General features: G+C 46.4%; 16 protein-coding genes. 7 read left to right on the top strand and 9 right to left on the bottom strand.

Annotated features, from left to right (window positions below; all coding sequences use genetic code 11):
• The first annotated feature begins 68 nt into the window (after positions 1-68).
• Complete coding sequence (locus tag ACVBJC_RS03175; protein WP_447159432.1) at positions 69-929, top strand: PA4780 family RIO1-like protein kinase; 861 nt, start codon at positions 69-71, stop codon at positions 927-929.
• Between the two features lie 101 nt (positions 930-1,030).
• On the opposite strand, the gene ACVBJC_RS03170 is transcribed toward ACVBJC_RS03175, so the two are convergent.
• The 6 genes from ACVBJC_RS03170 to ACVBJC_RS03145 form a co-directional block, all read right to left on the bottom strand.
• Positions 1,031-1,603 (bottom strand): peroxiredoxin family protein, encoded by a 573-nt coding sequence (locus ACVBJC_RS03170; protein WP_447159431.1) that lies wholly within the window; start codon positions 1,601-1,603, stop codon positions 1,031-1,033.
• 171 nt (positions 1,604-1,774) lie between these two features.
• Positions 1,775-2,197, bottom strand: a complete 423-nt coding sequence (locus ACVBJC_RS03165) for a DUF3010 family protein (RefSeq protein ID WP_447159430.1) — start codon at positions 2,195-2,197, stop codon at positions 1,775-1,777.
• 89 nt (positions 2,198-2,286) lie between these two features.
• Positions 2,287-4,011 (bottom strand): hypothetical protein, encoded by a 1,725-nt coding sequence (locus tag ACVBJC_RS03160; RefSeq protein WP_447159429.1) that lies wholly within the window; start codon positions 4,009-4,011, stop codon positions 2,287-2,289.
• Between the two features lie 728 nt (positions 4,012-4,739).
• Positions 4,740-5,510, bottom strand: coding sequence for a phosphoadenylyl-sulfate reductase (locus tag ACVBJC_RS03155; RefSeq protein ID WP_447159428.1), 771 nt, complete (start codon positions 5,508-5,510; stop codon positions 4,740-4,742).
• Positions 5,503-7,200, bottom strand: a complete 1,698-nt coding sequence (cysI, locus tag ACVBJC_RS03150; RefSeq protein ID WP_447159427.1) for an assimilatory sulfite reductase (NADPH) hemoprotein subunit — start codon at positions 7,198-7,200, stop codon at positions 5,503-5,505. The genes ACVBJC_RS03155 and cysI overlap by 8 nt, the downstream gene beginning before the upstream one ends.
• 90 nt (positions 7,201-7,290) lie before the next feature.
• Complete coding sequence (locus tag ACVBJC_RS03145; RefSeq protein ID WP_447159426.1) at positions 7,291-9,087, bottom strand: assimilatory sulfite reductase (NADPH) flavoprotein subunit; 1,797 nt, start codon at positions 9,085-9,087, stop codon at positions 7,291-7,293.
• Between the two features lie 345 nt (positions 9,088-9,432).
• On the opposite strand from ACVBJC_RS03145, the gene ACVBJC_RS03140 reads away from it, so the two are divergent.
• From ACVBJC_RS03140 to ACVBJC_RS03125, 4 genes are all read left to right on the top strand, one after another.
• On the top strand, positions 9,433-10,647 hold the full coding sequence (locus tag ACVBJC_RS03140) for a Re/Si-specific NAD(P)(+) transhydrogenase subunit alpha (protein ID WP_447159425.1): 1,215 nt from the start codon (positions 9,433-9,435) through the stop codon (positions 10,645-10,647).
• Positions 10,647-10,922, top strand: a complete 276-nt coding sequence (locus ACVBJC_RS03135; RefSeq protein ID WP_447159424.1) for an NAD(P) transhydrogenase subunit alpha — start codon at positions 10,647-10,649, stop codon at positions 10,920-10,922. Before ACVBJC_RS03140 ends, ACVBJC_RS03135 begins: the two co-directional genes overlap by 1 nt.
• A 6-nt stretch (positions 10,923-10,928) precedes the next feature.
• The gene (locus tag ACVBJC_RS03130) at positions 10,929-12,311 is read left to right on the top strand and encodes an NAD(P)(+) transhydrogenase (Re/Si-specific) subunit beta (RefSeq protein ID WP_447159423.1); all 1,383 of its coding nucleotides are present in this window, start codon (positions 10,929-10,931) and stop codon (positions 12,309-12,311) included.
• A 166-nt stretch (positions 12,312-12,477) separates the two neighbouring features.
• Positions 12,478-13,845 (top strand): MipA/OmpV family protein, encoded by a 1,368-nt coding sequence (locus ACVBJC_RS03125; protein ID WP_447159422.1) that lies wholly within the window; start codon positions 12,478-12,480, stop codon positions 13,843-13,845.
• A 60-nt stretch (positions 13,846-13,905) separates the two neighbouring features.
• Here the strand turns inward: ACVBJC_RS03125 and ACVBJC_RS03120 are convergent, their stop codons facing one another.
• The 3 genes from ACVBJC_RS03120 to hldE form a co-directional block, all read right to left on the bottom strand.
• Entirely contained in the window at positions 13,906-14,382 is a 477-nt protein-coding gene (locus ACVBJC_RS03120; RefSeq protein ID WP_447159421.1) for a TetR family transcriptional regulator, read from the bottom strand.
• A 95-nt stretch (positions 14,383-14,477) separates the two neighbouring features.
• The gene (locus tag ACVBJC_RS03115; protein WP_447170565.1) at positions 14,478-15,329 is read right to left on the bottom strand and encodes a hypothetical protein; all 852 of its coding nucleotides are present in this window, start codon (positions 15,327-15,329) and stop codon (positions 14,478-14,480) included.
• Positions 15,330-15,344: 15 nt separating this feature from the next.
• On the bottom strand, positions 15,345-16,775 hold the full coding sequence (gene hldE / locus ACVBJC_RS03110) for a bifunctional D-glycero-beta-D-manno-heptose-7-phosphate kinase/D-glycero-beta-D-manno-heptose 1-phosphate adenylyltransferase HldE (protein ID WP_447159419.1): 1,431 nt from the start codon (positions 16,773-16,775) through the stop codon (positions 15,345-15,347).
• Between the two features lie 100 nt (positions 16,776-16,875).
• Between hldE and ACVBJC_RS03105 the strand changes: the two genes are divergently transcribed.
• A complete protein-coding gene (locus ACVBJC_RS03105; protein WP_447159418.1) occupies positions 16,876-17,802 on the top strand; it encodes an LpxL/LpxP family Kdo(2)-lipid IV(A) lauroyl/palmitoleoyl acyltransferase in 927 nt (308 codons plus the stop codon).
• A 407-nt stretch (positions 17,803-18,209) separates the two neighbouring features.
• Positions 18,210-19,757, top strand: coding sequence for a nitric oxide reductase transcriptional regulator NorR (gene norR / locus ACVBJC_RS03100; RefSeq protein ID WP_447159417.1), 1,548 nt, complete (start codon positions 18,210-18,212; stop codon positions 19,755-19,757).
• Positions 19,758-19,932: the final 175 nt, after the last annotated feature.

Raw genomic sequence — 19,932 nt, 5'->3', positions numbered from 1 at the left:
GTCATTTTTTTTCTATGATAATAAGCGAATGCATTCCATCACCAGGCTAACTAAGGTATAAGAGCCCAATGAAAACCCCAAAACGACTCCAACCTCTGGTTGATGAAGGACTAATTGACGAAGTGATTCGTCCATTAATGAGCGGCAAAGAAGCCGATGTTTACATAGTTAGATGTGGCGACGACGTTCGTTGTGCCAAAATTTATAAAGAAGCTGATAAGCGCAGCTTTAAGAAAGCCGTCGAATACCGTGAAGGACGTAAGGGTCGTAACTCTCGTCGAACAAGGGCGATGGAGAAAGGATCTAACTACGGACGCCAAGAACAAGAGCAGGCATGGCAAAATGCCGAGGTCGATGCACTGTTTCGTCTAGCGGATGCTGGCGTGCGTGTGCCTACGCCTTATGGCTGTTTTGATGGTGTGCTATTAATGGAGCTCATCACAGATGAAGCCGGTTATGTGGCACCACGACTTAACGATGTCACTCTTAACGCCGATATGGCCATCGCGCACCATGCTATGGTGATGAAAGATGTGCAGCGTATGCTATGTGCAGGCCTTATTCACGGTGACTTATCTGAGTTTAACGTGTTACTCGACCATACTGGACCTGTGATCATTGATCTGCCTCAAGCGGTCGATGCCGCTGCCAACAATAACGCTAAACGCATGTTATTACGTGATGTGAATAATATGACTCAGTATTACGGTCAATTTGCGCCGTCACTGCTCGGCAGTAAATATGCCCAAGAGATGTGGCTTAAGTTCGAGTCTGGCGACTTGTTACCCGATACTGAGCTAACAGGTGAGTTTATTGAGAGCGAGCAAAGTGCCGATATTGAGGCGGTGCTAGCCGAGATCCAAGCCGCTTTTGAAGAGGAGCAAGATAGAAAAGCGCGGATCCAGGGTGAAACGGAAGATGAGTTTTAATCCTCATCTGTATAACTAAGCTAGTTAAGCTGATATTTATCAAATAAAAATCCCTGCAATGTCGCCATTGCAGGGATTTTTGCTGTGCCGTTTAATCGAAATTAGTCAACTTGATCGGTGTCGCCTTGAGGCGTTGCAGACTCTAGATTAACCTTTTCAATATTCAGTTCAGCCAAGTTTGCGGCGATATCTTCCGCTGCTGTTTTAGCATTGATATCTTCATCAATTTTTAAAATCTTACCGTCGGTGCCGATGTAAAATGTCACCCGGCTCGCAACGCGAACAAAGTTAAGTACATCGTATGCCTTGGCAGTCTCTTTGCTTGGATCGCTAAGCATTGGAAAGTCTGCCTTTTGCTCACGGGCAAAGGCTTGGTTATCTTCTAAATCATCAACGCTGGCCATCATGTATACGGCGTTATATTCACGGATTAGGTGACCCTTTTCCACTAACGATTTACATTCCAAAGTACAGCCACGCGTGTTTGCCATTGGGTACCAGGCCAAAACCAAATTTTGCTTACCTTTGTAGTCACTTAATTGGTAAAAATGGCCATCTGTTGCCTGCAGTTTAAAGTCAGGTGCGATATCCCCCACCTTTAAATCGGTTGCCATCGCAGCGAGTGGCATCAGCAATAATGCGACAAATCCAAATTTTGAAAGCTGTTTAATCATGTTGTTCACCTTTTTGATTCAATGAATCATTTTGACTCTATGAATTGTTTGTATTTTGTTTTTATTATCAATATTCAATTTAGCCTCACGGTCAAATCAAACACTTAGCTTTATTTATTTAATGCTTTAGCTACTTAATACGTAAAGAGCTGATTAAGGATCAACTCCGCACTAGCCCAGACACTCAAACGCTAAATCGTAAGCCTTGCCCAAGTCGACCGTTTTAGGTCTGTGTGTTTTGAGGTCACTACAACGCTTATCTGTTGCTCTTAGTGTAGCAGGATGAGCAAACTCAACCTCGATCTCTACGCTGGCTAATATCGCGCCTTCCATTAAAAAAGTGCCTGCGCCACCAGCACCTTGCCCCGTTGTCGCACGTCGATTGACAACTAACTTATCAAGCTTATGTTCCTTGATATAAGCCTTGATTAACGCGACAAACTCACGAGTATCTTGTTGAGTCGGGTTTTTCACTAAGCTAAATTTATTCACCTTAGGCGCGATAACATGATGAGTATCCCGACTTCCCGACAGGGTAACCAACCTCACTTCATTGGCTTTTAAAAATACCCCACAAACAACCTGTTCAGTCATCTTGACTCCAAACCATAATGCTATTGGTAAATAAAAACGCCAGCCGTAACTGGCTGGCGTTTTCGATTGCTCATTATTGCATAAATGCTTTACTGAGTTGAGCGAGAGTTAACATAAGAGTCAATCTCAAAGCCTTTCTGGTCGATATCTAGACTTAGCTTAACGCGCATATCGTAGTCTTTCATCATCTCAAGCTCTTCAGGTATAGGCTCGCCCGTTAACTCAATAAAGGTTAGCAAAGGCTTAAACATCTTCATGTAATCAGTAGACATCACCATCAAGCCATTATTGACTAGCGTTTCAGCCGCTAAGCTATTAGCGATAGCCTCACCTTTATTGCCCGCAAACAACACTAAGTGATTCCCTTTAACTGCCAACTTTGGCGAGACATTCACCTCTGCTGGTATTGGGATAATCGTGTTGAGATCGATTGCATCACCATTAGCTGGTAGCTGAATGTTGGCCAGCTCAGGTGCAAAAGGCTTCACCAAGTTAAACAGCATTGCGGGGTTTTCAGCAGACAAACTCAATACCGCATCTAGGCTTTCAAGCTGTGGATTATCAAGATTGTCACTGATCTTATAATCGATAAGCGAGACACCAATACCTTTCACGCCATTTGCCATCCCCGTAAACATGCCTAGCATTGCAGGGCTCTGTTGGCTCATCTGCACCTGCATTTCAGCAAGGGGGCCACACTGGTACTCCGGAGTTAACATGTCGTCCCAAATAGCCGTTAATGACGGCACCATCTGGTTAACATCAATTCCAAGACCGAAAGTAAACACACTATTGTCAATGTCTTGTACATAAGCTGGAATATATCCACGCAGCTTTTGATAGGCATTTAGCAGCACCTGGTTATTACTTTCTACTACCGTTCTAAAACCAAATATGCTTTCTTTGTCGGTAACTTTAAGCTCATCATAACCTGCCACCGTACGCGGCCAATTATCGGCTATCGATGCAAGCTCCTGCTGACATGCCGGTGTTCTAAGCTCTACCAGAGGGTCTTCTTCAACCATTTCAAATAACTTAGATAGCTGACCTGCAAGTTGATTTCCATCTGTGCTGGTTAGCGCAGTGACAATCTCTTTATGATTGATATAGCTCACACCTTCGTTCATAAAGCCATTGTTCTTGATGATGTCTTCAATAATATGTGCATCAACAATTGAATTATCCACTGGTGTCACGCCTAGTGCGGTTTCCAGTAAAACAGCTTCACTAAAAGAGGTGGTTATGGTTGATACCAGCAGGCCATCATGCACTGTAACAATCAGATTAATATGCTCTTTTTCGCTTTCATCTGTGAGCTGATAGCTACGATAATCCACGCCCTTTAAATTGGCATTTGTGTGAGTAAAGCCACTATCAGCCTCGGCTTTATCGAGTAACGCCCAAATCGCATCGGCATTTTCAACTTCAACTTTTATCACCGGCATTAGGCCGAGCGTGTAAAAGTAGCTACGAATATTTTCTGCAAGGCCAAAGGTTTGAATAAAAGTGCTACCGTCTTTCATTGACGCCATGTATGACTTAGCAAGGCTCAATATAAATCGTGTTTTAGGGTCGGATTCTTGCTCGAGATCATCTAAGGCATCAGCAGGATACTGCCTATAGGCCTCAGAAAGAGAATTGATATAAGACTTAATAGGAAAAGGTTGTAGCTGAGCAGAGAAAATCGGGGTATCTGCTGGCACATAGCTTAATACAGCATTATCGCTTGCCGACACCTGCGTTGATTGCTGGCTATACCAATATCCACCAGCACCCGCAGCGACAACCACTGCAGCAATAAGCATCTTATTCATTCAAAACTCCATTTAAAAATTCAATTAATCCAGTATAAACAGCAGTAAACGGTGTTACCGAATCAATACTACAACATTGTGTGTAGCTAATACTAATCTGTATGAAATAGCGGCGGAAATTGACTGAAATATGATGCTATTTGGATTAAATAGGGGTGGGGAGAAACTAAAAATGACACTAATTTAGCGCGAGGTGAGACTGAATAATAACAGCAAACGCCAGCCCCAAATACTTGAAAGCCCCAGGCAACCCAACATAGCGGGGTTGCCTGGGGCACAAATCGCTTGATAAGCAGGCGCTAGCAAGCCAATCAAAGCACTCATTTTTTTCGCCCCTTGGCTGTAAAAAATGAGCTTGGTTTATCTGGTTACTGACGGCTCTGCCTGCAATGTTTAGCTGATTTTGATATGTACACCACATTTGATGTACGTCTCGAATAATCAGTGGAAGACTAAACCTTGCCTAGCCCAATCGAGCTTGATACAGAACAGTTCCCTAAAACCATCTACGGGAACCTCAAACTATAGCCTAAAAAAATAACTGTGCATAACCTTGTGAGTAAAAATGTACAGAAATAAACAAAAATTAATACTAAAGCACTAAAACCATTTTACAACAATCACTTACGAAGATTGAATTTGTATGCAGATATACGTTTCACTCGCCTACAAATGGCACGTTTGTACCACTTGTTATGGCGATTACTCTGCTTAGCCTGTTTCTATCACTAAATGTCGTAGTGCAGACCACATTCACGCTTTAATCCATTAAAACGCGTTTCCTCTTCACTCATTCCCAGCTCTAGGGGTTTACTCGAATGGGTGTCGCCCACAGAGACATAACCTTGCTCCCATAATGGGTGATAAGGCAGCTCAAACTCGGTTAAGTACTCATGCACCTGTTTATTGCTCCAATCAATGATCGGTAGAATTTTATAGCGCTGTCCATGAATCGCCAAAATTGGCAGAGCCTCACGAGTACTCGATTGAGAACGTCTCAACCCCGCAAACCAGGTACCGACCTCTTGCTCAGCCAAGGCACGTTGCATAGGTTCTACTTTGTTGATCTGGTTATATTTATCCAGACCATCTAAGTCTTGCTCCCACAACTTACCAAAGCGCGCTTCTTGCCATGCCGCGCTATAAGGCGATGCATACACCTTGAGATTAAGCGAGAGCCTTGCAGTCAACTCGTCGATAAATTGATAGGTTTCGCTAAATAGGTAACCCGTATCGGTGAGCAGTACTGGAATATCTGCCTTTTCAGCGCTAACCATATGCAACATCACCGCCGCTTGAATACCAAAACTTGACGATAATGCATGCTTACCCGGCAAGTATGCCAATGCCCAGCGCACGCGCTGGACGGGTGTCAACTCAGCTAAAAATTCATTGACGCGTTTTAATTCAGCTTGTTGCTCTACTTTCGGCGCGCTTAATAACGCGCTAAGCGCGTCCGCCGTAATCACAGAATCAACAACATTGTGGGTATCAACCATGAAAGTCCTTAGCCGCATCGTTCACAGCTGCAACTACGCCACTACGCACGGTATAGTTACCAAAAGTTTCACCCGCCTGGCGCTGTGATACATATTGCGCAAACAGGGTATCTAACTCCGCAAGGATCTCCGCTTCCTGGATATTCTCACGATATAATTTATTCAAGCGGGTGCCTTCAAAGCTAGCGCCTAAATAGAGGTTGTAGCGACCCGGCGCTTTACCGACTAAACCAATTTCAGCGGCAAAGGGTCTTGCACAACCATTGGGGCACCCCGTCATACGAATAACAATGCCTTGGTCGAGGAAACCATGCTTTTCTTGCAAGCCTTCAACCTTAGTCAGAAAGTCAGGGAAATAGCGCTCGGCTTCTGCCATAGCAAGCGCACACGTTGGCAGTGCCACACAAGCAATAGAGTGACCGCGGGTTTCGGTAATAAGCTTGCCAAGTAAGCCATGCTGCCTTGCTAAACCTTCAATCTGCTCTTTGTCTGCACTCGGTACACCCGCAATAATAATGTTCTGGTTTGAGGTCATACGAAAATCACCCTGGTGAATTTTCGCAATTTCTCTCAGGCCTGTTTGCAGCGGCTGACCCGGTAGATCTGTAACGCGGCCGCCTTCAATAAATAGCGTTAAGTGCCAGTTATCATCTACACCTTGCTTCCAGCCATAGCGATCACCGCGATCGCCAATCACTACATCACGCTTAGGTTCAAACTTAATGCCCGTGCGCGCTTCAATTTCAGCTTTAAAAGTGTCAAAACCATGTTTAACAATGGTGTACTTTAAGCGTGATAATTTACGGTTTTCACGATTACCCCAGTCACGCTGAATCGTCATTACCGCTTCGGCAAACTTTAAGGTGTCTTCGGCCTTGATATAGCCAAAGTCGTCGGCCAAACGTGGGAAGGTCGAGACTTCACCATGAGTTGAGCCCATGCCGCCGCCGGCAACCATATTAAAGCCAACCAACTCATCGCCTTCGGCTACAGCAATAAAGCCCAGATCATTAGTGTAAACATCCACATCATTATCTGGCGGTACGGCAACCGCCATCTTAAATTTGCGTGGTAGGTAGGTTTTACCGTAAACAGGCTCCACCTCTTCACCTTCTGTGGTCACTAATTTTTCATCGTCTAGCCAGATCTCAGCGTAGGCTTTAGTATGCGGCAACATGTTATCTGACAGCTGCTTTGCATAAGCGTAAGCTTGTTGATGCAACTTGGACTCTACAGGGTTTGGGTTACACATCACGTTACGGTTTACATCACCACATGCCGCGATAGAGTCCAGCGCCTCTTTGTCGAGATCTTGAATAATCGTCTTAAGATTACGCTTTGGAATACCGTGATACTGGAACGTTTGACGCGTGGTTAAACGGATGCTGTTTGAGCTCGTCAAGTTCGAGGCTATTTTATCAACCGCCAACCACTGCTCTGGCGAACACACGCCACCGACCACACGGGCACGCAACATAAAGCTATATAGAGGCTCAAGTTTTTGCTCTTTTCGCTCGTTACGTAAGTCACGGTCGTCCTGCTGATAAAAGCCATGGAATTTGATCAACTGTTGATCGCCTTCACTAAACGCACCCGTTACTGCGGTGTCTAAACCTTCTTGAATCGTACCGCGCAGATAATCACTGTCGGTTTTTAGGTATTCATTTACTGCTAACTTTTGCTCACTCATAGCAAGGTACTCTCTTCAAATTCTGTTCTGCTCTCGCGCCAGTTACACCCTAGCGGCGCTCATCATTGCGTGCTCGTTTAACGCTGAGTCTTAATAGACATCTTTTTGGTAACGTTTAGCCGCTCGCAGTGCTTCTAAATATTCAGCCGCTTGCTCTTTGCTTTTACCACCGTGCTCAACAACAAGATCTAACAGGGCTTGATGTACATCTTTCGCCATACGCTCAGCATCACCACAGATATAGAAATGCGCGCCAGATTCTAACCACTGCCACAGTGCCTCGCCTTGTTCGGCAATCTTATGCTGCACATACACTTTATGGTCTTGATCACGAGAAAAGGCCAAATCGATTCGAGATAACAGACCTGATTGCAGGTATTGCTGCCACTCAGTTTGATAAAGGAAATCTTGCTCGAAATGCGGGTTACCAAAGAACAACCAAGCACTGCCTTGAGCGCCCTGCTCAGCCCGTTGCTGCATGAAAGCTCTAAAAGGTGCCACACCGGTGCCAGGACCGACCATGATCACTGGCGTGTCTGGATTTTCAGGTAAACGAAAGTGGTTATTAGGCTCTACGTACACCTGCACTTCTTGACCTTCCTCCGCGCTCGCCAAGAACTGAGACGCTCCGCCAAAACGCGCTACGCCGTCACGGTCATCTTCAACTAATGCCACCGTTAAGTGCACTTCAGACTCAACTTCAGCCTGACTAGATGCGATAGAGTAAAGTCTTGGGGTAATACCGCGTAGCAAGCCAACAAATTGCTCGGCGCTCACAGACGCAGGGTATTGGCGCACTAAGTCAGCCACCTGGTTGTTATTAACAAACTCACGGGTTAACGATTTATCCGCACTGATTGCGAGTAATGCTTGATCTTGACTAAACTCAGCCCATCCCGACACTAAGCCCGGGTAAAGTTGAGTCAGCTCTTTCTTGTTCGTTAACGCATCCTGAAGCGTTAAGGTCTCTTTACCCACACTAACCTGCTCATCAGCATCAAGTTTCAAAGCTTCAATGAGTTCTGAGACCAAGCTTGGAGAGTTGGTAAACCACACCCCTAAGGCATCACCAGCTTGATATTCAATACCCGACTCACCCAGCTCAATTTCAACATGGCGAACATCTCTATCTGAGTCTCTGCCAGTCAGCTTTTGACTCACAAGCAGCTCTGCGGTGTAAGGCTTTTGTTTACTAAAACTTGAGGTCACAGCTTGGGTGCTGGCAATTGAAACCACGCTTGCGCTCGTGCTCTGTACCAAGGGCTTAACCGCCTCTAGCACATCCGCTTGCCACTGCTGTGATTGTTCCTCGTAATCCACATCACACTCAACCAATGGCGCAATAGCGCTCGCGCCTAATGCGTTAAGGCGAGACTCAAAGTCTTTACCGGTTTGACAGAAAAACTCATAACTTGAATCACCCAATGCCAGCACCGAGTAATTAAGGTTATCCAGTTTAGGGGCGCGCTTAGAGCTTAAGAATTTGTGCAGCTCAATAGCATCATCAGGCGCCTCACCTTCACCATGAGTACTCACAACTAACAGCAGTAAGTTCTCTTGTTTAAGTTGACGCGTCTTATAGTCACCCATAGACACTAGGTTGACCGCATAGCCCTGTGCCTGCGCTTTTTCGGCGAGTTCAGTTGCCACTCCTCTACCGTTACCCGTTTGGCTTCCGTAAAGAATGGTAATAGTTTGCTCTGTACCCGCTTGCGAGCTTCCCGCGGCTTGTGGTACTCCCGCCGATCCTTGCTCAGACGTTGCAGCAAGATAGCCACTAACCCAAGCAAGTTGAACGGCACTCAGCTCTGCAGTGAGCTGCTTTAACTTGTCCACTTGGCCAGCAGAAAGCGGCGAAGCGAGTGATGAAAGCTCTTTTAACAACATGGAAACGGCCCTGTATCAGTGTAATGTAGGCAAGCTTATCCCCTCGCTGAAAAAGAAAAAAAGAATAAAAGCTGATTTTTAATTCGATTTTGGAATATACAAAGTTCAAAAATTAAGCTACAAAAGTAACTAGCGGTTCAAATAAACCATTTGGTCTAGGGTTTGCGAGTGCAAACTTCTATTCAAAAGTGTGTCGCAGCGCAAACTTTTCAGTCTGACCAGTCCTGAAAATAGGATATTGAAAAATATGCGCTTGTGTCTAAATCCAGAGTCGCCACAATATGCACCCTGAAAAATAAATGACATCTGTTCCTACTAATGTCCTCAACTGAGAGGTTTACCTTTGTGAAGCTAGGTCTACCCAAAGAAAGTCACGCAGGTGAAAGTCGCGTTGCGATTATTCCTGCCAATGTGGCTCGACTACTTAAAAATAATCTACAAGTTCTTGTTGAAAGTGGCGCTGGTAGCAATGCTGGTTTTACTGATGAAGACTATATCCAAGCAGGCGCATCGATTGTGTCTCGCGAACAAGTTCTGAGTGACGCTGACATCATCACGGTGGTGAATGCAAAAGATGAACAGCTCGCAGAACTCACATCGCTTATCAAGCCACAGCAAATTGTCATAGGCATGATGGATCCGCTAGCGCATCCCGAAAATGCCCAGGCGATTGCAGATACTGGTGCGACCGCAATTGCACTTGAACTTGTGCCACGGATCACTCGCGCACAAAGCATGGATATTCTGTCTTCAATGGCTACAATCGCAGGCTATAAGGCGGTGTTACTTGCTGCGCATAAAGCGCCGCGTTTATTCCCCATGATGATGACAGCAGCGGGCACCCTAAAACCTGCGCGCGCCTTTATCATGGGCGTGGGTGTAGCAGGCCTTCAAGCTTGTGCGACTGCAAAACGCTTAGGCGCTGTGGTTGAGGCTTACGATATTCGTCCCGCTGCACGGGAACAGATTATCTCGGTAGGCGCCAAACCTGTTGAGCTCGATCTAGAAACCGAAAATACCGAAACCAAAGGTGGTTACGCTGCAGAGCAGTCTGATGACTTCCTTAAGCGCCAACAGCAAGCAATGGCCAACGTACTTGCTCAGCAAGATATCGTTATCACCACCGCTGCTATCCCCGGCCGTAAAGCACCAATACTTATCACCAAAGAGATGGTCGATGGCATGAAGCGCGGCACCATTATTGTCGACCTCGCAGCTGAGACCGGTGGTAACTGTGAACTGACCGAACTTGATAAAGAGGTGGTTTACAAAGGTGTAACCATTTTGGGGCCATCAAACGTCCCTGGCACAGCAGCAAACCATGCCAGTCAGATGTACGGTACCAATATTGACAACTTACTTAAGCTACTTGTCAGCAAAGAAGGTGAGTTAAACCTCGACTTTGAAGATGAGATCGTAAAAGACACGGTTGTGGCTCACCAAGGTCAGGTTACTAGCGCGCGTTTACGTGAGCTTTTAGGCTTACCCGCGCTTGACGTTGCAAGCCAAGTTGACAGTCCAGCAGAAAGTCCAGTTGAAACAGCTCCGGAGGCTAAATAATGGAAATTTTACTGCTATTGACCCTATTTGTGGTTGCGGTGTTCTTAGGCGTCGAGATGATCACTAAGGTGCCACCTACTCTGCACACGCCATTAATGTCGGGTTCAAATGCGATCTCAGGGATCTCGCTTGTGGGCGCGCTGTTGTCAGCAGGTTCTGGCGCTGGTATTTGGGTGAACGTACTCGGCTTTGTCGCTGTGGTACTTGCCACTATCAATGTTGTGGGCGGTTACATGGTAACCAACCGCATGCTAGCCATGTTTAAAAGGAAATAAGCCACTATGAGTACGACGATTATTTACCTCGCCTACTTGGTAGCTTCATGCTTATTCATCTTAGGTATTAAAGGGCTAACTAGACCACGTACAGCCGTTAGGGGTAACCAGCTTTCAGCGCTCGGTATGTTTATCGCGGTAGTGGTCACCCTGTTTGACCAAAGCATTTTAAGCTACGAGTGGATTATTGCTGGTGTGTTACTGGGTGGCTCGATTGGTGCTGTTATGGCGACCAAAATTCAAGTGACCTCAATGCCACAAATGGTTGCGATGCTAAACGGCTTCGGCGGCGGTGCGTCACTGTTTATTGCATTGGCTAACTTCCTTGATCCAACCTCAGCAACTCATACGGTTGCACTTGTGTCTATTGCCGCGACTGTGATTATTGGTGCGGTCACGCTTTCGGGCTCATTTGTTGCGTTTGCAAAGCTGCAAGAACTGATTTCAGGTAACCCGATCAAGGTGCCGGGCAACAAGGTGCTTAATGCACTATTGCTTATCAGTGCCATTGGTCTTGCTATCGCTATCGTCATGGATCCAAGCAACATCAACCTGATCTACGCCTTGGTCGCAGTGTCACTGGTTCTAGGCTTGCTACTTGTGGTACCCATTGGCGGCGCAGACATGCCAGTGGTTATTGCTTTACTTAACTCATATTCAGGTATTGCAGCAGCGACCACAGGTTTCATCACTGGCAACACAGTACTGATTGTATCGGGCTCATTGGTTGGTGCATCGGGTATTATCCTGACGCAAATCATGTGTAAAGCCATGAACCGCTCACTGTTTAACGTCCTGTTTGGTGTGATGGCTGAAGGCGGTGAAACCATTGATGCCGACGAAGTCTACGCGGGTAAAGTGACGTCATCTTCACCAGAAGAAGTGGCCATGCTACTAGAAACTGCCGAGCGCGTAGTGATTGTTCCAGGTTACGGTTTAGCCATGGCGCAAGCACAGCACGCCGTGCGTGAATTGGCCTCGGTGATGGAAGCACGTGGCACACAGGTGCTGTATGCGATTCACCCAGTTGCAGGGCGTATGCCTGGTCACATGAACGTCTTACTTGCTGAAGCTGAAGTGCCTTACGAGCAGTTGATTGAGATGGATGAGATCAACCCACAGTTCGAACAGACTGACGTCGCGATTGTGATTGGCGCCAATGACGTAACCAACCCAATGGCGCGTGAAGATAAGGGCAGTCCAATTTACGGCATGCCTATTCTTAACGTCGATAAAGCCAAAACAGTGGTTGTGGTTAAGCGCTCATTGAGCCCAGGCTTTGCTGGCTTGCCTAACCCGCTATTTGCCATGGACAACGCATTGATGTTGTTTGGCGATGGTAAGAAGGCCATTGTGGAGCTAACACAGAGCTTAAAAGAAGCTGACTAGCAGTAATGTTTAATCGCTAAACACCAAAAGGCCGCCAATGCGGCCTTTTATTTTTATTCCACATTGGTATTAAGTTCTATTTAACTTGTCGTTGTTAAAATTATGTAATTCACGGTTAAAAAGCAGTACTCTAGCTCACAGTACCCCGCGCTAAAAAGAAAATAATATGATAAAAAAAATGCTTTCGTTGCTCCCCCTTACACTATTAGCACCAATGAGCGCATTGCAGGCCGCAGAAAATAGCCAGCAAACAAAAATGCCCCCGCCCCCCGTCGAATTAGCGCAAGACACAAAAGTGCAATGGAGCGATAACTGGGGCATAGGCATTGGCATGCGCCGCGGCGATATTCCTTATGCAACCGAAGACGATGAGGTATACGACACCCTGCCTTTAATCTATTTTAAAAATGATTATTTCTACATTAATGGAATGGAAGCTGCGGGTCATATCTGGAAAAACGACAACCATCAGATCAACCTCTACACCCGTTTTCGTTTTGTCGACATCCCCAAAGAACTGCAAAACGACACCCAATCTCAAGCCTTTGATTTTGGATTACAATATCGCTTCGTTAAAGATGAGTGGGATGTTGACCTGGCCTTTTTATCCGACTCTCATAAACGCAGCTATGCCTATAGCCGCACCCAATATCACTGGGAGTCTGGTGACTGGAGAGTCAAGCCTTATGCAGAATTTCAATGGAAAAGCGCTGATTTTAATGACTACTACTACGGCTTAAATCAATACGATGTAGGCGGTGGTGTGAGTGTTAACGCCGGTGTGAAAGCACGCTACCATGTGTTCAGCAACCTATATCTGCTCGGACAGTTTGGCGTTGGTCGTCTCGAAGACGATGTCTACAACTTGCCAACCATTAATAACCGCTTTCAATATGAGTCATTCTTAGGCTTTGGTTTCTTCCCTGAACCTAATAGCAAAAAATACTCAGCGCAACCAGCCCCCACTAAGCGTAAAGAGGGTAGCGAATATATCCGCATCGCCCACGGCTGGGCAACACCATCCAACCTTAATGCCATCTTGAAATGGCAAACCAAGACCGACCCATACAATAACCAGATGACCTCGGCATTTTATGGTACTCAGCTCACCGACAATTTGTTTACTCTGCCTATCGATATGTACCTCACTCCGGGACTTGTTTGGCATCATAGCTCAGAAGTGCAAAATGATATTGCCGAAGCCGTCATTGCTATTAAGGCATTTTATACCTTTGAGATTGGTCCACGCTTTAGACTGGGTGTCGCAGAAGGCTTATCTTACGTCAGTAGCGTGACCCATATCGAGGGCAGTGAGCTAGAGATCAAAGATTACAAACCCTCTAAATTACTTAACTACCTAGACTTTTCACTCGACGTCAATGTGGGGGATATTTTTAATTCCGCTAAGTTAGATAACATGTGGTTTGGTTACAGCATCCATCATAGATCGGGGATCTTCGAGTCGAGCTCAGCCTTCGGTCGGATCAGTGGCGGCAGTAACTATCAGAGTGTTTACCTGCAGTGGCACTTCTAATACTAAATTAATGCTCATTAAAAAGGCCGCAATTGCGGCCTTTTTATCGTGGACTCTATACTAACGGGTAACCTCATTGGGCTCGCCAAATAGCACTAACGCGCTCTGACCAACCAAAGCGTTAACCAGTAACCTTCCCTGCTCGCCCAATTCCTTTACGGCCGTTTCACTGGCCAAGCTGATAGCGTTATAACGCTCAACATGCACCTGGTTAGAGCCACAAATGGCAAAGAACAAACGGATAATCGATCTAAAGTAAGGTAGCTTTAATGAGGCTTTCCACGAATTTTGTAATGACTGAATACAGGAGAAGTCTAAGCGTTCGATAAACAGGTTTGCGATGCGTGAGTCTAACTGTTTTAGGAAGTCGATTTTATGGGGAAAGTGATGGCTGATCCCGGTACGGCTAATGCCAGTTGCCTCAGACAAAGTTGAATATGACATGGCATCGTAACCCAGATCTAAAATCTGCTTCATCGCCTCATCGAGGATCTGTTGTATGGTCTGTTTAGTTTGGATTTTAGTACGCTTTGCCATAACACCACTTCACTGAAATCGATATGGCGATACTGTAGCAAAAGTACTTTATCAATGCCTAAATCAATCACTTCCATTCAGCTCTCATTCAGCTCTTACTCAGCCGTCATCTGTTGCGAGCTAAGCCAGTCAGCGGCTGCAGTTTGCCCCATCACCTCAACCAAGGTTGGCGTTAAATACTCGCCCAATTTTGCTTTGCGCCAATAGATATAACCCGGCAAAGGTTGCACCGTTCCCGCACCAAAAGTGCGCTGCATAAGGCTAGAAAACTCATTGAGGGTATCTTTGTCATGCAGCACGAGTCGAGGCGATATGTCGCGCCAAAAGTCATTAAAACTGTCAAATTGATTTAGCTGCTCAAGTGAATAATGCGCAAGTACCTGCGCGAGCACGGGCACCGACCAGTGGGATATAAACTCACTGTCAGCCATCACCGCGAGATTACGTCTATGGTACTGCTGCCATGCGAGATCTAAACTTTGAGTCTCAAGCGCAATGCGCCAAACCAAATACAGATCCGCCAACCACTCGTGCTGATATGGGCTTGTAATCGTTTGCCCCTGACGACTTAGCGCGTCAATGGCATACAGATGCCCAAGCTCGTGCCAATAAGTTAATTGCGCCTGCTGTTTAAGCGGCAAGGAGAAGTGGCCCATGCCCCAATTAATCGTTTGGCTACGCGGTAATTGCTCATAATCAGTGATCACCAAACCAGCAATATGATCATGGCGTAGAGGCAGCACCATCGCGCCCCGCTGACCGAGTAGATAGTGTAAATCGTTGAGCCGAGTGGGAAGTTGACGACGAGCTGATGGCGGAAGCTGGGTAACACAAGTTTCAAGCAGATTTAGCTCGCAAACAAGGGCTTTTTTAGGACCTATATCTGTCCATAAAAAGCCACTTGCAGTACCGACACTGAGCGCAAAAGTGACGGCAAGCGAGCTCATCATATAACGTTAATACTACTGATTAGCCATGATATTTTGGATAATCGCCGTGGTTGAAATACCGTCTTCAAAGCACAAGACTTTGACCTGACCACCGGCGGCCATGACCTCGCTGCCACCGGCAATATCTTCCACTTTATAATCGCCACCTTTAACCAATAGGTCTGGCAGTAAGCGAGAGATAATACGTTGCGGTGTATCTTCGCTAAACGGTACCACCCAATCCACCGAGGCAAGGGCTGCCAATACCGTCATGCGTCTATCTTCGGTGTTAACCGGGCGGCCTTCACCTTTAAGGCGTTTAACCGATGCGTCAGTATTTACCGCCACAATTAAGCGATCGCCCAAAGCGCGAGCCTGTTGTAAGTAACTCACATGGCCTGCATGCAAGATATCAAAACAGCCATTGGTCATCACCACACGCTCACCGCGTAGCTTTGCCTGCTCAAGCGCATAGGCCAGTTGATCTTCGCTGACCGCCCCAAAACCAGACTCACCATGATTAAGCGATAACGCTTCAATTAGCTCAAGGCGGGTCACCGTCGAGGTGCCAAGTTTAGCCACTACGATGCCTGCTGCCGTGTTCGCGATAGCACAGGCCTGCGGCAAATCACTGCCCGCGGCAATGGCGGTTGCTAAAGCTGAAATCACCGTGTCACCCGCGCCCGTTACATCAAAAACTTCACGAGCAACGGTAGGAATATGTAGCTCAGGTTGGTCGCGAGTAATCAAGGTCATGCCTTTTTCAGAGCGAGTCACTAGCATAGCGGTAAAGTCATACGCCTCAAGCAGACCTTGCGCTTTAGTCACTAAGTCCGACTCAGACTCAACCTTGCCCACCACCACTTCAAACTCACTCATATTTGGCGTCAACAGGTACGCGCCGCGATATTTTGCAAAATCACTACCTTTAGGATCGACCAACACTTTTACGCCTTTCGCGTTAGCGGCGGCAATAAAGCTTTGTGGCGAAATTAATGCCCCTTTAGCGTAATCAGATAACACCGCGACATCGACCTTATCCAGTTCCGGCAAGGTTTGTGCTAACAGCGCTTCACTCTCAGCTTCAGAGTAGTTTTCTTCAAAATCTAAACGCAATAACTGCTGGTTACGCGACATAACACGCAGCTTAGTGATAGTCGGTTTGCCAGCCACTTTATGCCAGTTCGGCTCGACCCCAAGGGTCTGAATGCCTAGAGTAAGCGCGTCAGCGGTTTCATCTTCACCCACAATACCCGCAAGACTTGCACTGCCACCTAGAGTTGCAATATTGATTGCCACATTAGCTGCGCCGCCTGGTCGATCCTCAAGCTGTTCAACTTTAACTACAGGAACAGGAGCTTCAGGTGAGATCCGCGCGGTAGAGCCCGCCCAATAGCGATCTAACATTACGTCACCGACAACGAGAACCTTGGCTTTTTCAAATGCTGGCAGAGAAATCTTCATAGTGCCTATATCTTTCGCAAAATTTAATTGTGATTGTACCTAATTCTAATCGCTTTTGAGTTAGAATAATGAGTAATTTTTCAATGGACTCGAGAATTACGTGGTAGAAAAAGCGCAATTTACATCTCACCTTTATCACCCTAAGTATTGGCTTATATGGTTAGGCGTCGGCTTTATGCGTTTAACTCAGCTATTACCGCTTCGAATTCAGATGAAAATGGGCACAGCACTTGGTCGCTTAGGAATGAAGCTCGTCGGCGGACGCGCTAAGACCGCAAGGCGTAATCTAGAACTGTGTTTCCCTGATATGCCCAAGAATGAAGTCGACCAGTTGCTCAAAGAGAACTTCGAGCAAACAGGCAAAGCTATCTTCGATACCGCAAATGCTTGGTGGTGGTCTGATGAAAAAATTCAGCAACACATGACAATAAAAGGCCAAGAGTATGTCGAGCAGACATTAGAAAGTGGTCAAGGCGTGATTCTGTTTGCGGTCCATTGTCTGCCTCTAGAGATGGGCGCCCGTATTTTTGGTCAGTTCCAGCCCGGTGTTGGCGTGTATCGCCCGCACAATAATCCGGTGATGGAATACTTACAGGTTAAAGGTCGGCTCCGCTCGAACAAAGCCTTAGTCCCCAAACGCGACCTACGCCAGATGGTACGCAGCCTGCGCGAGCCTAACGTTATCTGGTATACCGCCGACCAAGATTTTGGCCGTTCAAGCGCCACTTTCATCCCCTTCTTTAATGTACCCGAAGCCGCAACGATCACCGGCGCCACCACTCTATCCAGACTGGGAAAAGCCAAAGTGTTGCCTTTCTTTGTTGAGCGTAATAGTGACGACACAGGCTACAATATTGAGATCCAGCCGCCGTTAGATAACTTTCCCGGCGAAAATGAGATTGAAGATGCCAAGCGTGGCAATAAGATTATCGAAGAGATTATTAGCCGCAATAAATCGCAGTATATGTGGTTACATAGGCGGTTTAAGACACGGCCTAATAAGGGTGATGCTTCGCTATATAAATAGGTTCTAGGTTCTAGGTTCTAGGTTCTAGGTTCTAGGTTCTAGGTTCTAGGTTCTAGCAAAGCTAAAGGTATCAGGCTACGCCTGACTAGGGTCGTGAGCTGGAAGCTCACGACCTTTTATCAAACGTAGTTTGATTAGCTATAACTGCGGGCGAAGCGCCGCGATGTTAATTGTTAGACGCCGTCTAACTTGAAGCTCAAACGAAATTTGATGGCCAGCAGCCATAGATGCAATCTAACTCCCCCAACTTTAGTCAAAGTGTAAAATTGACATCGACAGCCCATAGCTAAATACTGTTAAAAAGACACACCCGAGTGACCTAGGCTGATCCTAGTATCAGCACACTGGAATGTGCACGCTAAAACACTCGTCCAAGGTTAACGAATTAACCTGAAATTGGAGCGCCAATGTCACTGAGTCAAAGCGACCTTACCCGTATAGCACTGGATATCACATCAGGGCTGTCAGATCACGATAGATACTCAAGACTTCTTGATACCATACGTCAAACTCTGCACTGTGACGCCGCCGCGCTGCTGCAATTTAGCGGTAAACATTTTACCCCACTGGCTATCGATGGTTTGAGTCCCGATGTACTTGGCAGGCGCTTTATATTGAGCGAGCACCCAAGACTTGAGGCCATCGCTCGCGCGGGTGATGTGGTAAGATTTCCAGCCGACAGTAAACTGCCCGACCCTTACGATGGTTTAATTCCCCATCAAGAAGACCATTTAATGGTGCACGCCTGTATTGGCCTGCCTTTAGTCGCTAACGGCGCGCTTATCGGCGCGGTCACTATCGACGGTTTTGACCCAGAGCAGTTCAATAGCTTTAGCGATAAAGAGCTACGCACCTTAAGCGCTATCGCGTCGGCATCACTTAACAATGCCCTGCTTATCGAAAAGCTAGAAAAACAGGCGCTGCAATCTCAAGAGCCGCCATCGTTCAACCACAATAGCTCAGACAGTGAAGTGGAAATTATTGGTCAATCCTCTGCTATCCAAACACTGCAAAACGAGCTTAATGTGGTAGCCAGTACCGACCTTAATGTGTTGATTTTAGGTGACACGGGGACCGGTAAAGAACTGGTTGCCAAATCAATCCACCAGCGTTCGCTGCGAGCAGGTAAACCGCTGGTGTATTTAAACTGCGCCGCCCTGCCTGAGTCCGTTGCTGAAAGTGAGTTATTTGGTCATGTAAAAGGCGCCTTTACTGGCGCGATTAGCCATCGTAGCGGAAAGTTCGAGACGGCCGATAAAGGCACCCTCTTTTTAGATGAGATCGGTGAATTACCACTGTCCTTACAGTCAAAATTATTGCGGGTATTACAGTATGGCGATTTACAAAAAGTCGGCTCTGATAAAAGCTTAAAGGTTGATGTGCGCATCATCGCCGCCACCAATAAAGATCTCAAGCAAGAAGTCTTGGCCGGACGCTTTAGGGCCGATCTTTATCATCGTTTAAGCGTATTCCCAGTCATAGTGCCACCACTAAACGAGCGCGAAGGCGATGTAATCTTATTAAGCGGCTTTTTTGTCGAGCATAGCAGAGAAAAGCTCGGTTTAAAGAGCCTGAGATTAAGCCCTGACAGTATTAACCTGTTAAATAGCTATGATTGGCCGGGTAACGTACGAGAACTTGAACATGTTTTGCGCCGCGCGGCGGTATTGTCCAGAGCGCAGTCTCAGTCAGATATTGCGGTGATCACCCCGCAACACTTTGACTTGCGTGGTCAAGACAAGCAGCAGCTTGAGACAACATTTAAAACAGCAACGCAAACCCGCCAAACAATAGCCATTGAGCAAACGCTAAAACAAGCTACTGAAGCGTTTCAGGCGCAATATATTAGCCAGACATTAGTCGCTAACAGCAACAACTGGGCGGCAACGGCCAGAGCGCTAGATGTCGACTCCGGTAACCTGCACCGACTCGCTAAACGTATCGGCATTAAATAAAACCTTGGCTGATATCGCCTATATAATTCAGTAGATTAAGCTGATACCGCCTATATAATTCAGTAGATTAAGCTGATATAAATTGGCCTGTTTATTCATGCTAAAAAGGCCGTTAAAAGGAATTAAAACTAAATTGCAGCGATTAATAACCCACTCCATTACTGCGTTATCGATA

The organism is Shewanella sp. 0m-6 (genome assembly GCF_052977325.1).
This window is presented reverse-complemented; position numbering and strand designations above follow the sequence as displayed.